At 68.9% G+C, this 12,595-nt stretch carries 11 protein-coding genes; 1 reads left to right on the forward strand and 10 read right to left on the reverse strand.

Annotated elements, in window-relative coordinates:
- Positions 1-30 precede the first annotated feature (30 nt).
- From ACN6PJ_RS14810 to xsc, 10 genes are all read right to left on the reverse strand, one after another.
- Positions 31-423 carry a nuclear transport factor 2 family protein gene (locus ACN6PJ_RS14810; RefSeq protein ID WP_427996620.1) on the reverse strand — a complete coding sequence of 131 codons (393 nt, stop codon included), beginning with the start codon at positions 421-423 and terminating at the stop codon, positions 31-33.
- 135 nt (positions 424-558) lie between these two features.
- Positions 559-1,536: a CobW family GTP-binding protein gene (locus ACN6PJ_RS14815; protein ID WP_427996621.1), complete on the reverse strand. Its 978-nt coding sequence runs from the start codon at positions 1,534-1,536 to the stop codon at positions 559-561.
- A 1-nt stretch (position 1,537) separates the two neighbouring features.
- On the reverse strand, positions 1,538-3,187 hold the full coding sequence (locus ACN6PJ_RS14820) for an amidohydrolase (RefSeq protein ID WP_427996622.1): 1,650 nt from the start codon (positions 3,185-3,187) through the stop codon (positions 1,538-1,540).
- Positions 3,188-3,212: 25 nt separating this feature from the next.
- Entirely contained in the window at positions 3,213-4,235 is a 1,023-nt protein-coding gene (locus ACN6PJ_RS14825; RefSeq protein ID WP_427996623.1) for an ABC transporter ATP-binding protein, read from the reverse strand.
- A complete protein-coding gene (locus ACN6PJ_RS14830; protein WP_427996624.1) occupies positions 4,232-5,233 on the reverse strand; it encodes an ABC transporter ATP-binding protein in 1,002 nt (333 codons plus the stop codon). The genes ACN6PJ_RS14825 and ACN6PJ_RS14830 overlap by 4 nt, the downstream gene beginning before the upstream one ends.
- A complete protein-coding gene (locus ACN6PJ_RS14835; protein ID WP_427996625.1) occupies positions 5,230-6,132 on the reverse strand; it encodes an ABC transporter permease in 903 nt (300 codons plus the stop codon). Before ACN6PJ_RS14835 ends, ACN6PJ_RS14830 begins: the two co-directional genes overlap by 4 nt.
- Positions 6,129-7,097 (reverse strand): ABC transporter permease, encoded by a 969-nt coding sequence (locus ACN6PJ_RS14840; RefSeq protein WP_427996626.1) that lies wholly within the window; start codon positions 7,095-7,097, stop codon positions 6,129-6,131. The genes ACN6PJ_RS14835 and ACN6PJ_RS14840 overlap by 4 nt, the downstream gene beginning before the upstream one ends.
- A gap of 9 nt (positions 7,098-7,106) precedes the next feature.
- A complete protein-coding gene (locus ACN6PJ_RS14845; protein ID WP_427996627.1) occupies positions 7,107-8,684 on the reverse strand; it encodes an ABC transporter substrate-binding protein in 1,578 nt (525 codons plus the stop codon).
- A 138-nt stretch (positions 8,685-8,822) separates the two neighbouring features.
- Entirely contained in the window at positions 8,823-9,743 is a 921-nt protein-coding gene (locus ACN6PJ_RS14850; RefSeq protein WP_427996628.1) for a bifunctional enoyl-CoA hydratase/phosphate acetyltransferase, read from the reverse strand.
- A gap of 84 nt (positions 9,744-9,827) precedes the next feature.
- Complete coding sequence (xsc, locus tag ACN6PJ_RS14855) at positions 9,828-11,639, reverse strand: sulfoacetaldehyde acetyltransferase (RefSeq protein WP_427996629.1); 1,812 nt, start codon at positions 11,637-11,639, stop codon at positions 9,828-9,830.
- A gap of 161 nt (positions 11,640-11,800) precedes the next feature.
- Here xsc and ACN6PJ_RS14860 point away from each other — a divergent pair, with 161 nt between their 5' ends.
- The gene (locus ACN6PJ_RS14860) at positions 11,801-12,583 is read left to right on the forward strand and encodes an IclR family transcriptional regulator (RefSeq protein WP_427996630.1); all 783 of its coding nucleotides are present in this window, start codon (positions 11,801-11,803) and stop codon (positions 12,581-12,583) included.
- Positions 12,584-12,595: the final 12 nt, after the last annotated feature.

The raw sequence follows: 12,595 nt of genomic DNA on the forward strand, positions 1-12,595 counted from the left end.
CGGTTCCGGTTCCTCAGTGCGCGGCGGGCGTCACGACCGCGCCGGCAAGGCCGGCCGCTGCTTGCGGAATGCGTTCTTCACGCGGATCTTCCCGTCATGGAAAGTGAACACATCCACCATGTCCGCCTCCACGCGCGAGCCGTCCGCCGCGGTGCCCGTGAACGTGGATTCGGATACGCCCCGGTCTCCCGCCACCCAGTGCCTGCCGTTGCGCCATTGCGCGTCGGGAAAGGACGCCCAGGCCGCCGCGAAGGCCGCGCGCACGGCGTCGGGCCCCGCGTGCCGCGTGCCCCATTGCTCGGGTCCCCCCACGGTTTCGAATACGCAGTCGTCGCTCATGAAAGACATCAGGGCTTCGATGTCGTGGCGGTTCCAGGCCGCCGCGAATTCGGCCAGCATGTCCGCGGTGACGGTCTTGTGCATTGCGTGCCTCCGGTGGAAGCCGGCGCGACATGCGCCAGCGTTCAGGATCCAAGGTAAGTGAGCGGCCTGGCAGGGTCTAGAACCAGAAGCGGGAAATCGCTTGCACCAGAACGGCCGTTCGATGCGCGCGCGCAGCTATGCCTCGGCGGGCGCGAGCCACGCCGCCACCGCGTCCGGATCGACGGCGCCGCGCAGGCCGATCAACACGAGCGCGGGCTCGTCCATGCCGGCGGGCGGCCGCGCCTGCGTGTCGTAACGCACCCGGCGCCCCGCCAGCTGCACCAGCACGAGACCATGCCGGTCCGTGCGCACCCAGCCCTTCGCGCGCAGCAGCTGTCGCGGCGTCTGCCTGAGCCGTTCAGCCAGCCTGTCGGCGTTCAGCACCGCCGGCGCGCGCCACAGCCAGCTTTCGAAAGGGTGGTCCGGCTCCCCGAGCCGATGGCCGGCATGATCGCAACCTGCCGCGCGGCAATCGTGGTGCCCGTGGCGCTCGTGATGCGCGGCCCCGGCCTCCCCCATCAGATAGCGCAGGTCCACCCGCCCTTCGCAGGCCTCGATGCGCGGCGCGCCCCGGGTGAGGTCGTCGAGCCAAGCGTGCAGCGCCGCGAGCTGCCGCGGCGGCGCCAGGTCCGTCTTGTTGAGCACGAGCAGATCGGCGGCGCGGAGCTGGCGCTCCAGCGTATCGGCGAGCAACGGATCCGCGGCCTGGGCACGCACGTTCGCGGCGTCGGCCACGACCACTACGCCTTCCAACTGCAGCAATGGGTCCGACATGCCTACCTGCGCGATGCGGGCCGGGTCGGAAACGCCGCTGGCCTCGATCACGATCCATTCCGGCAACGGGTCCAGCGCCAGCACGCGCGCCAGCGCATCGTCCAGGCCGCCGGCCATCGAGCAGCAGACGCAGCCGTTGGCCAGCCGGATCACGTCATCCGCGCGCCGCGCGATCAGACCGGCGTCGATATCGACCGGCCCGAAATCGTTCACCAGGACCGCCGCGCGGCGCTGGCTCGTGGCGAGCACATGATTGAGCAAGGTCGTCTTGCCGGCGCCCAGGAAGCCGCCCACCACCGTCAGCGCGATGCGCGCCGGCGCCCCGCCTTGCGATGCCATGTCAGCCCTCCCGCAGCGCCAGGGGCCTGCCGCCGATGACCGTGCCCGCCACCGGCACGTCCTTCAGTTTGTCCGCCGGCACGGCCAGGGGGTCTTCCTCCAGCACGCAGAAGTCCGCGTACTTGCCGACTTCGATCGAACCCACCAGGTGGTCCATATGCAGCGTATAGGCCGCGCCCAGGGTCACGGCGTGCAGGGCGGCATCCACGCCGATCCGCTCCGACTCCCCCAGCACCCTGCCGCTGGCGGTCTGCCGGTTCACCGCGCACCATGCGGTGAACAGCGGCCCCAGGGGGGTGATCGGCGCATCCGAGTGAATCGAAAACGGCACCCCCGCGCGCGTTGCCGTGGCGCAGGCGTCCATGCGGTTGGCGCGGTCCGGCCCCATGGTCAGCGCATGATGCGCATCGCCCCAGTAGAAAATGTGGTTGGCGAACAGGTTCGCGCACATGCCCAGGCCGGCCATGCGGCGGAATTGCGCCGCATCCGCCATCTGGCAGTGCTGCAGCGTGTGGCGATGGTCGCGCCGCGGACTGCGCCGCAGGGCCCGGTCCACGGCCTCGATCGCCAGTTGGGTCGCCTCGTCGCCATTCGTATGGATGTGCATCTGCACGCCGGCTTCGTGGTAGGTCTGGACCAGCGTGTCCAGCTCCGCCGGCGCGATGACCCAGATGCCGTTGGGCGCCCCGTTGTAATAGCCGGGCCAGCGCACCCTGGCCGTGAAGCCCTGGATCGACCCGTCCACGACCAACTTGACCATCCCGAAATGCAGCTTGCCATGATTCAGCCGCCGCGCCTCTTCCAGCTTCGCCAGGCAACGCCCCGGATCGCCGGCGTAGGTCAGGGCCGAGGCGGCCGGCACGATGCGAACGGGATAGTCCGGCTCGGCGGTCACGCGGGCCAGCGCCGCCAGCCCCTCGTCGCCCAGCTCGTTGACCAGGTCCGTGGCCGTGGTGACGCCGGCCCACGTCGCCACCTTCCCGAACATGCGCAGGCCCTCTTCCGACACGCCCACCGTGCGGAAAGGACTGCCGATCAACCGCAACACCGGGAACATGGCCGCGAATTCGCAGAGCTCTCCGCTGGGCTGCCCGTTCTCCATCCGGGTCACGCCTTCGATGTCGGTGTCGCGGTCTATGCCGGCCTTGGCCAGCATCGGCGTGTTCACGTTCATCAGGTGCATGCTGGCATGCATCACCACGACCGGCCGGCGCGGGGACACGGCGTCGAGGTCGCGGACATCCATTCTGCGTCCATCGAAGAAGATCGGATCGAAGCCCCAGCCGATGAGCGTCGCGTCCGGCGCCAGGGCGCCTTCGGCCTCGCGCAGCCTGGCGGCGACGGCCTCGAAGCTCTTCAGCCCCTCCCAGAGCCGGCCGTCGGGCCCGCGCCGGTCGTAGAAACCGACATAGACGAACTTCCACATGCCGCCCTCGGGCAGATGGCAGTGCCCTTCCACCAGGCCCGGCATGAGCACCTTGTCCGCGTAGCGATCGTCGACCTCGGCGGGGCCCCAGCCGGCCAGCGATTCCTTGCTGCCCACCCCCAGGATGCGGCCGTCGCGCACGGCGACGTGCGTGGCCCGCGGCTGGGCCGGATTCATGGTCAGGATGCTGCGCGCGGCGAAGATGGTCGTGGCTGGCTGGGTCATCGGGCTCTCCTCTGGATATCCGGGTTCAGGCCCGCAGCGGCGACTCCGGGACGCCATTGCGGGATTCGACGAAGTGGCAGGCCACGCGGTGGCCCGGCGCGGCTTCGCGCAGCGCGGGCTCGCGCGTGGAGCACAGTTGCTGCGCGGCGGGGCAGCGACCGGCGAAGCGGCAGCCCGGCGGCGGGTCCACCGGGCTCGGAGGGTCGCCCGCCAGCCGCACCCGCCGGGCGGCGAGCTCGCGCCCGCCCTTGACCGTCGGCACCGCCGACATCAGGGCCACGCTATAGGGATGCAGCGGCCGCGAGAAGAAGGCTTGGCGCGACGTCTGCTCGATGATCTTGCCCAGGTACATGACGGCGATGTCGTCGCAGATGTGCTCGACCACGGCCATGTCGTGGGAAATGAACAGGAAGGACTGTCCCTGCTCGCGCTGGATCCGGCGCAGCAGGTTCAGGATCTGCGCCCGGATCGCGATGTCCAGCGCGGACACCGGTTCGTCGCACACGATCAGGTCGGGCGCGCTGGCCAGCGCCCGGGCGACGTTCAGGCGCTGCCGCTGCCCTCCGGAAAACTGGTGCGGGAACAGCTGGCGCTGCTCGGGCCGCAATCCGACCAGCTCGAACATCCGCGCCACGCGCGCCTCGCGGCCGCCGGGCGGATCGATGCCCATCAGGTCCAGCGGCGAACGCACGATATCGCCCGCCCGCTGGCGCGGATTCAGCGACGAGTACGGATCCTGGAACACCAGTTGCAGGCGCCGCCGCATGCGGCGCAGGTCCGCGCCGCGCAGCGCGGTGAGGTCCGTGCCGTCGAAATGGATGGAACCCGCGGTCGGGTCGGCCAGGCGCAGCACCGAAAGCGCGGTGGTGGTCTTGCCCGAGCCGGACTCTCCCACGATAGCCAGCGTGCGCCCGCGCTCCAGGTCGAACGACACGCCGTCCACGGCCTTGACGACCGCCGGCTTGCCGTCGCGCCCGCGCCCGCCGATGGGGAAATGCACGGCCAGGTCCCGCACCGACAGCAAGGCGGGGGAATTCGGCTGCGTCATGGCGTCGCCTCCGGGTAAAGCCAACAGGCCACTTCCTGCGCGTCGCCCACGCGGGTCAGCGGCGGAAAGGTATCGCGGCAGCGGGGCATCGCCTGGCCGCAGCGCTCCAGGAACGGACAGCCCAGGCCGCGCTCCCAGACCGAAGGCACCACGCCGGGGATCTCCGGCAGGTCCGGCCGGATGTCGCTGGGTTCGCGGTCCAGTTCGGGCAGGCAGGCGATCAGCCCGCGCGTATAGGGATGGCGGGGATGCGCCAGGATCTCGCGCACGCCGCCCTGTTCCACCACCCGCCCGCCGTACATGACCACGACGCGATCGGCCATTTCCGACACGGCGCCCATGTCGTGCGTGATCAACAGCACGGCCGTGCCGCGCCGCGCCTGCTGCTCGCGCAGCAGATCGAAGATCTGCGCCTGCACGGTGACGTCCAGCGCCGTGGTGGGCTCGTCGGCGATGAGCACGTCGGGATCGCAGGCCAGCGCGATGGCGATCATCACCCGTTGCCGCATGCCGCCCGACATCTGGTGCGGATAGTCGTCCACGCGCCTCTCCGGCAGGGGTATGCCGACGGACTTCAGCATATCGATGGCGCGCTCACGCGCCTGCGCCTTGCCCATGCCCTGGTGCAGCCGCAGGGGCTCCGCGATCTGGTCGCCCACCGTGTACACCGGATTCAGCGCAGTCATGGGCTCCTGGAAGATCATGGAGATCTTGTTGCCCCGCACCTGGCGCATGGCCGCTTCGTCGTGGTCCGCCAGGTTGTCTCCGCGCAGGCGCACGCTGCCGGCGCCGATGCGGCCCAGCGGTGGAATCAGCCGCATGATGGCCAGCGCGGTCATGCTCTTGCCGCAGCCGGATTCCCCCACGAGGCACAGCGTTTCGCCCGGGCGCAGGTCGAAGCTCACCGCGCTCAGCACCTCCGCCACCCTCCCCCGCGCGCGGAATTCCAGGCTCAGGCGGTCCACTTCCAGTACGGGAACCTGCTCCATCGCGTTCATGAGCGCCCCCGCGAGTTGGGATTGAGCGCGTCGTTCAGGCCGTCGCCGATCAGGCTGACCGCCAGCACCGTCACGAAGATGGCGGCTCCCGGCAGCGTGACGGCCCACCAGGCGGTCAGGATGTAGGGCCGGTTGCTGCCTATCATCAGCCCCCAGCTCATGATGTTCGGATCGCCCAGCCCCAGGAACGACAGGCCCGCCTCGAACAGGATCGCCATGCCGATGGCCAGCGTGGCCGACACGATCAGCGGCGCCAGCGCATTGGGCAGGATCACGCGCCAGATGATGCGGGCGTCGCCCGCGCCGATCACCCTCTCGGCCAGCACGTACTCGCGTCGCTTCAGGCGCAGGAATTCGCCGCGGGCCAGCCGCGCCGTCCCCGTCCAGCTGACCACGCCAATAGCGACCGCGATGGTGGCCAGCGAAGGCGAGAACAGCGTTACCAGCACCATGGCGAACAGCAAGGTGGGGAGCACCTGGAAGAACTCGGTGATGCGCATCAGGGTTTCGTCCACCCAGCCGCCGTAATAGCCCGCCAGCGCGCCCACGGTCAGGCCGATGGCCATGGACAGCACGGCCGCCACCACGCCCACCAGCAAGGTGGCGCGTCCGCCATAGACCATGCCGGTCAGCACGTCGCGGCCCAGGTAGTCCGTGCCCAGCAGCGCGTCCTCTCCGGGCGGGGTCATCGGCGCCCCCGCGATCTCGAAGGGATCCGCCTGCATCAGCATGGGCCCGAAGACCGTCACGGCCAGCACGGCCGCCAGCAGCAGCACGCCGACCACCGCCGAGGGATTGCGCACGAACACCCGCAGGGCCTCGTAGGATTGCCGCGCCGGCGGCCGGGCCGCCGCGGCGGTCGGCGCGGCGATGGGAACGGCGGAAGGAACTTGGCTCATGTCGTCTTGATCCTGGGATCGATCAGGCGGTAGGCCAGATCGGTGAGCTGGTTCATCACCACCACGAGCAGCGATGCGAACAGCAGAATCCCCAACAGCGTGGGGTAGTCGCGCCTGAGCACGGAATCGAATGCCAGCCGCCCCAGCCCCGGCCAGTTGAAAACCGTCTCGACCAGGATGGCGCCCGCCAGCACGTTGCCGAACTGCAGGCCCAGCATGGTCACCACCGGCAGGACGCCGTTGCGCAACGCATGCTTGTACAGGACCGAGCGTTCCGACAGCCCCTTGGCCCGCGCGGTGCGGATGTAGTCGGCGGACAGGGCCTCCATGACGCTGGCGCGCGCCAGCCGGCTGTATTGCGCCAGGTACACGAATGCCAGCGTGAAGGCCGGCAACACCAGATGGTGCAGCACGTCCAGCACGCCCGCCCAGCCGGCCTCCGGCCCCCCCGCGGAACGCATGTCCGAGACCGGGAAGATCGGCAGGACGGAGGCGAACAGCAGGATCAGGATGATGCCCGTCCAGAACACCGGCGCCGAATACCCCACCACCGACAGCAGCGTGATGCCTTGCGACAGCGGCCCGTTGGGCTTGCGCGCGGCCAGCGTGCCCAGCAGCGTGCCGACCAGGAAGGCGCCCAGCACCGACGTCACCACCAGCAGCAGCGTGGCCGGCACGCGTTCCCAGATCAACTGGGCCACCGACACGTTGAAAAAATAGGAATAGCCCAGGTCGCCGCGCAGCACCTGGGACAGGTACATGCCCAGCTGCACCAGGAAGGGCTTGTCCAGGCCGTACTGCGTGCGCAGTTGCGCGCGCAGCTCCTCGCTGATGCCTCCCATCGAACCGGCGATCGTCTCGACGGGGTCCCCCGGCGAAATGTGAATCAGCAGGAAGTTCAGCGTCACCACGGCCAGCAGCAGCACCAGCGCGTAGGCCAGGCGGCGCAAGAGATAGCGCGTCATGGCGGCCTCCTACTGCAGGTAGGTCTCGTCCATCGGCGACATGACGCCCCAGATCCCCGCGGGCAAGGCGTGCACCTTCTTGGACGTCAGGGTGTGGTACGGAATGACGGTCAGGAAGTCGATGGGCAGGTCCTCGGTGACGATCCGCTGGAATTCGCCGTACAGCGCGCGGCGCTTGTCGGCGTCGGTCTCGGTGCCGGCCTGCTCCAGCAGCGTGTCGACCTTCGGATTGGAGTAGGACTGCGTATTGGTCCAGATGATGTCGCGGATGTTGCTGGACAGATAGGTGCGGTGCACGCCGATGACGGGATCGCCCCAGTTGAAGACGATGTCGGTGGTCATGTCGAAATCATGGCTGGCGATGCGCTTGGCCCAGGTCGGGAAATCCGGCGACGCGCGCACCTGCACGGCGATTCCCACCTTCTTCAGCTGGCTGCGCAGGTACTCCGCCACGTTCTTGCCCTGCACGTCGGACCCCGGCATGTAGTCCACGGTGAGCGACATGCGCTCGCCCTTGTCGTTCTTCTTGAAGCCGGCCTCGTCCAGCAACTGCTCGGACTTCTTCAGGTCCAGCGGATACTTCTTGACGTCCTGCGCCGCGAACGGGCTCGTGCCGATGATGGGGCCGTCGGCCGGCTTGGCGAAGCCCGCGTTCAGCGCCTTGGTGATGAAGCCCTTGTCGACCGCGTACGCGATGGCCTGGCGCACCCGCACGTCGTTCAACGGCTTGCGCGCGGTATTGAAGGCCAGCCAGCTCAGCGCCCCGATGCCTTCATAGCCCTTGCTGGTCATCGCGATCGCCGGATTGTCCTTGGCGCGCCGCAGGATGGTCGGCTCGGTCATGAACGGCAAGGCCGCGATGTCTCCGCGTTCCAGCCCGATGAGCAGATTGGTGGCGTCCGGGTTGATCTTCACGACGATCCGGTCCAGGTAGGGCTTGCCCGGCAGGAAGAACTTGTCGAACTTCTCGAGAACGATCTCCTGGCCGGGCTTGAACTCCTTGAACACGAACGGGCCCGAGCCGACCACGTTGGCCGAGTTGCGGGGGTGCGTCTTCAGGTCCTGGCCGTCGTCATAGATGTGCTTGGGCAGCACGGGCATCAAGGCCGGCGACAAGGCCAGCAGAATCGCCGGGTGCGGCTTGCTCATGCGCAGCACGGCCGTATAGGGATCCGGCGTATCGACGGCCTCCACCGGCGCGAACATGGTCTGGAACGGATGGTTCTTCTTGACCGCCATGACCGAGAACGCCACGTCCGCCGACGTCACGGGCTTGCCGTCGTGGAACAGCGCGTCCTTGCGCAGGTGCAGCGTCAGCGACTTGCCGTCGGGCGCGAGCTCCCAGGACTGCGCCAGGTAGGGTTGCGGCTTCCAGTCGGCGTCGTAGCGCAGCGGGCTGGCGAACAGCTGCGCGCTGGGCAAGGCGGTCGCCGTGCCCGACTGCACCGCGCCGTTCAGGTGCCGCGGCACTTGCGTCGAACCGATAACCAGCGTGCCTCCCGGCTTGGGCGTTTCCGCCGCCATGGCGCCGCCGGCCATGGCCAGCACGGCCAGCATCGTGGTCAAGCATTTTTTTGCGCTGCGCATGTTCAACCCCTTTATGTTCTGTCTCACGAACCATTCAACGGGATGGTCTTGCAGGTAGCGTAGCCAGCCTGCGGGTCCGGGCTTAGTACCAAACCGCCAGACTTTTTGGAGCCAGGCTCGATATCGGACGCATGGGGGTCAGCCGGCGAGCGCGCGCGCGTACAGGGCGGCCACCGCGCAGCTGTTCACGCGGGCCGACATGGCGTCGGAACGGCTCGTCAGCAGCACCGGCACGCGCGTTCCCAGCACCAGCCCCGCGGTGCCCGCGCCCGCCAGCCAGGTCAGCTCCTTGTAGAGCATGTTGCCGGCCTCGATGTCCGGCACGAGCAGGATGTCCGCATCCCCGGCCACGCTCGACACGATGCCCTTCTGGTCGGCGGCCGCGCGCGAGATGGCGTTGTCGAAGGCCAGCGGGCCGTCGATCTCGCCGCCCTGGATCTGATGCCGGTCGGCCATCTTCGAGAGGGCCGCCGCGTCCAGCGTCGCCGGCATCGACGGGTTGACCGACTCGGTGGCGCACAGCACCGCGAGCTTGGGCCGCTCCACGCCCAGGGCGCGCGCGAGGTCGATGGCGTTCTGCGCGATATCCGCCTTCTCCGGCAGGGTGGGCGCGATGTTGACGGCCGCATCGGTCAGGATGAACAGCTTGGGATAGGCCGCGACCGCCATCACGAAGGCATGGCTGATGCGCCTTTCGGTGCGCAATCCGGCATCGCGCGCCACCACGGCCGACATGAAATGGTCGGTGTGCAGGCTGCCCTTCATGAGCATGCGCACGGCGCCGTCGCGCGCGAGCGCGGCGGCCGCGCAGGCCGCCTGCTTTTCGTCGTCCGGCGTATCGACCACCTCCAGTTCGCCCGTGGCCAGGCCCATCTCCGCCATCAGGGGCCGCAACCGGCTTGCGGGCCCTACCAGCACCGGCTCGATATAGCCGGCGTCGCGCGCCTGGACCGCGGCGCCGAGGCTCGTGGGGCACAGCGGATAGGCCACCGCCGTGCGCAGGCGTCCCGCCGATAGCGCAGCGCTGCGCAGCGGCTCGAACAATCGATCGCTTTCCATGCTTCCGTGCTCCTGCCGCGGACGATCCGCGGAGCCAAGCGGGAGAAACCCGGCGCGGACGGCGCCGCGCCGGGCGCGTCTCGATCAGCCCCGGATGGGATCGATCGGCAGCGGCACTTCGCCCGGCGCAAACGGCTGGTTCACGTACGGCTTGTACTTGTCCAGGAAGCGCACCGGCTGCTTCAGGGCATCACGTCGGAACGGGTCGCCGAGTTCCTGGCTGACCATCATCTCCAGCACGGTGGTCTTGCCCTCGGACTGCGCCTTGCAGGCGGCCTGCAACGCAGCGCCCACCTGATCGGCGTGCTCCACTCGTATGCCTTCGGCGCCCATGGCGCGCGCCAGCTCGGAGAAGTTCGGGTTCTTCAGGTCGCTGCCGACGAAGCGGCGCCCGTAGAAATCCACCTGGTTCTTCTTCTCGGCGCCCCACTGGCCGTTGTGGAACACCACGGCGGTGACCGGGATCTGTTCGCGCACGCAGGTCAGCAGCTCCTGGAAGCTCATGCACCAGGCGCCATCGCCCACGTAGGCCACGGCCGGCCTGTCGGGCCGCCCCAGCTTGGCGCCGATCAGCGCCGGCAAGGCGTAGCCGCAATTGCCGAAACTCATCGCGGCCAGCATCGAATTCGGCTCTTCGAAGCGCAGATAGCTGTTGGACACCGAGCAGATGTTGCCGATGTCCGTGGACACCATTACGTGCCTGGGCATGGCGCGTTCGAGTTCGCGCAACATGCGGCGCGGATGCATGCGGCCGCCGCCATGCTCGATGATGTCCAGGCTCCAGTCGTCGCGCTCGTGCGACCAGCTGTCCAGCTCCTTTTCCCACTCCGCCTTCTGCGCGGCGATCTGTTCGCCGCGCGCCGCCTTGGTGCGCGCGCAAGCCACCTCCCGCCCCTGCAGCCTGGCGGCCAGGGCGGCGGCGGCGGGCTTGGCGTCGCCGCAGATGCCCACCGATATCGGGCGCACCAGTCCCAGCATGCGATGGTCCGCGTCCACCTGGATGATGCGCGCGCCCTGGGGCCAGTAATCCAGCCCGTGCTGCGGCAAGGTGCCGAAAGGCCCCAGCCGCGTGCCCAACGCCAGCACCACGTCGGCCTGCGACAGCAGCGTCATGCCCGCCTTGGCGCCCTGGTAGCCCAGCGGACCGCACCAGAGCGGATGGCTGGCCGGGAAGGCGTCGTTGTGCAGATAGCTGGTCACCACCGGCGCGCCCAGCAACTCCGCCAGCGCCACGCATTCGGCCTGCCCGTCCGAGAACAACACGCCGCCGCCCGCGACGATGACCGGGAACTTGGCCTGGGCCAGCAGCGCCGCCGCCGCCTCCAGGTCCTCTTCGGCGCCCGGGCCGCGGCGCACCCGGCGCGGCTCGGGAATGGCCACGTCGATCTCGCCGTAGAAATAGTCGCGCGGGATGTTCAGCTGCGTCGGCCCGCGTTCCGCCAGGGCGTTGTCGAAGGCCTTGGCGGTGAATTCGGCCATGCGGTCCGGGCGGTTCACGTGCGCCTGGTACTTGGTGATGCGCGAGAAGATCGGCAACTGCTCGGTTTCCTGGAAGCCGCCCAGGCCCATGCCCGAGGTGCCGGTCTCGGGGGTGATGGCCACGACCGGGCTGTGCGCCCAATAGGCGGCGGCCACGCCCGTCACGAAATTGGTGATGCCAGGCCCGTTCTGCGCGATGCAGACGCCGTGGCGGCCGGTCACGCGGGAATAGCCGTCGGCCATGTGCGCGGCGCCCTGCTCGTGCACCGTCGGCACGAAGCGGATGCCCGCCGCCGGAAACAGGTCCAGCGCGTCCATGAAGGCCGAACCGACGATGCCGAATACGTCCTTGACGCCCTGGGCGACCAGCGTTTCGACGAACGCTTCGCTGGGGGTCATGTGTTGCTTGCTGCTCATGGTCTCTCTCCTGGCAGGCCGGCGCGTGCCGGATTGCATATTGGCCGGTGTGATCCGATACTGCAGCAGAACGCGCGCCGATCCCACCCCATGGCGTTTCATTTTCTGCAAAATCCGTGCGAGGATAGGGCTCTCGCCGCTGAATCTTCAATTATTGAAAGATGAAAGACGAATCCTCCGCCGCGCTGCGCGCGCTGGCCCTGCTGGAACAGGTCGCCCGGGCCGGGCACCCGGTGTCGCTGGCTGCGCTCACCGACGTCACGGGCCTGCCCAAGCCTTCCGTCCTGCGCATCCTGTCGCGGCTGGTCGACGCGGGCATGTTGCTGCGCGAACCCGCCGGCAAGAGCTACGTCAGCGGCCCGCGGCTCAGCGCCCTGGCCCGCGACACCCTGCTGAATTCACCGTTGCGGGGCGAACGCCATCGCATCCTGGACAGCCTGGTCGATGAAATCGGCGAAACCTGCAACTGCACCATGCTGGACGGAGACGAGGTCATCTACCTGGACCGGGTCGAGACCGCCTGGCCGCTGCGCGTCAACCTGCAATCCGGCTCCCGCGTCCCCCTGCATTGCTCGGCCAGCGGCAAGCTGTTCCTGGCCCACATGCGGCGAGAAGCGCGCGAGCGCCTGCTCGCCGCCGCGCCGCTGCCCCGCTACACACCCAACACGCTGTGCGACGTGGCCGCGCTGGAACGCGAACTGCGCGCCATCAAGAAGGAAGGCGCCAGTTTCGACCGCGAGGAGTTCCTGCTGGGCATCGTATGCATGGCGGTGCCCATCCTGCACGGTTCGCGCGCCATCGCGGCCGTGGCGCTGCACGCGCCCGTGGCCCGGCTGTCCATCGAGGGCGCGCGCGCCTGGCTGCCGCGCATGCAGGAGGCCGCCCGCAAGCTCGCCCGCACCTACCAGCCACAATCCGAGGCGCGCGGGCCGGACGAACCCTGAGCGCTCCGCGGC

Origin of the sequence: Achromobacter sp. (genome assembly GCF_050285585.1) — a bacterium.
In the GTDB taxonomy this organism is placed as follows: domain Bacteria; phylum Pseudomonadota; class Gammaproteobacteria; order Burkholderiales; family Burkholderiaceae_B; genus Achromobacter.

Excerpts from the sequence above, each read along its gene's own strand:
- ACN6PJ_RS14810 (WP_427996620.1), bottom strand. The coding sequence starts at position 423 with ATGCACAAGACCGTCACCGCGGACATGCTGGCCGAATTCGCGGCGGCC.
- ACN6PJ_RS14815 (WP_427996621.1), bottom strand. The coding sequence starts at position 1,536 with ATGGCATCGCAAGGCGGGGCGCCGGCGCGCATCGCGCTGACGGTGGTG.
- ACN6PJ_RS14820 (WP_427996622.1), bottom strand. The coding sequence starts at position 3,187 with ATGACCCAGCCAGCCACGACCATCTTCGCCGCGCGCAGCATCCTGACC.
- ACN6PJ_RS14825 (WP_427996623.1), bottom strand. The coding sequence starts at position 4,235 with ATGACGCAGCCGAATTCCCCCGCCTTGCTGTCGGTGCGGGACCTGGCC.
- ACN6PJ_RS14830 (WP_427996624.1), bottom strand. The coding sequence starts at position 5,233 with ATGAACGCGATGGAGCAGGTTCCCGTACTGGAAGTGGACCGCCTGAGC.
- ACN6PJ_RS14835 (WP_427996625.1), bottom strand. The coding sequence starts at position 6,132 with ATGAGCCAAGTTCCTTCCGCCGTTCCCATCGCCGCGCCGACCGCCGCG.
- ACN6PJ_RS14840 (WP_427996626.1), bottom strand. The coding sequence starts at position 7,097 with ATGACGCGCTATCTCTTGCGCCGCCTGGCCTACGCGCTGGTGCTGCTG.
- ACN6PJ_RS14845 (WP_427996627.1), bottom strand. The coding sequence starts at position 8,684 with ATGCGCAGCGCAAAAAAATGCTTGACCACGATGCTGGCCGTGCTGGCC.
- ACN6PJ_RS14850 (WP_427996628.1), bottom strand. The coding sequence starts at position 9,743 with ATGGAAAGCGATCGATTGTTCGAGCCGCTGCGCAGCGCTGCGCTATCG.
- xsc (WP_427996629.1), bottom strand. The coding sequence starts at position 11,639 with ATGAGCAGCAAGCAACACATGACCCCCAGCGAAGCGTTCGTCGAAACG.
- ACN6PJ_RS14860 (WP_427996630.1), top strand. The coding sequence starts at position 11,801 with ATGAAAGACGAATCCTCCGCCGCGCTGCGCGCGCTGGCCCTGCTGGAA.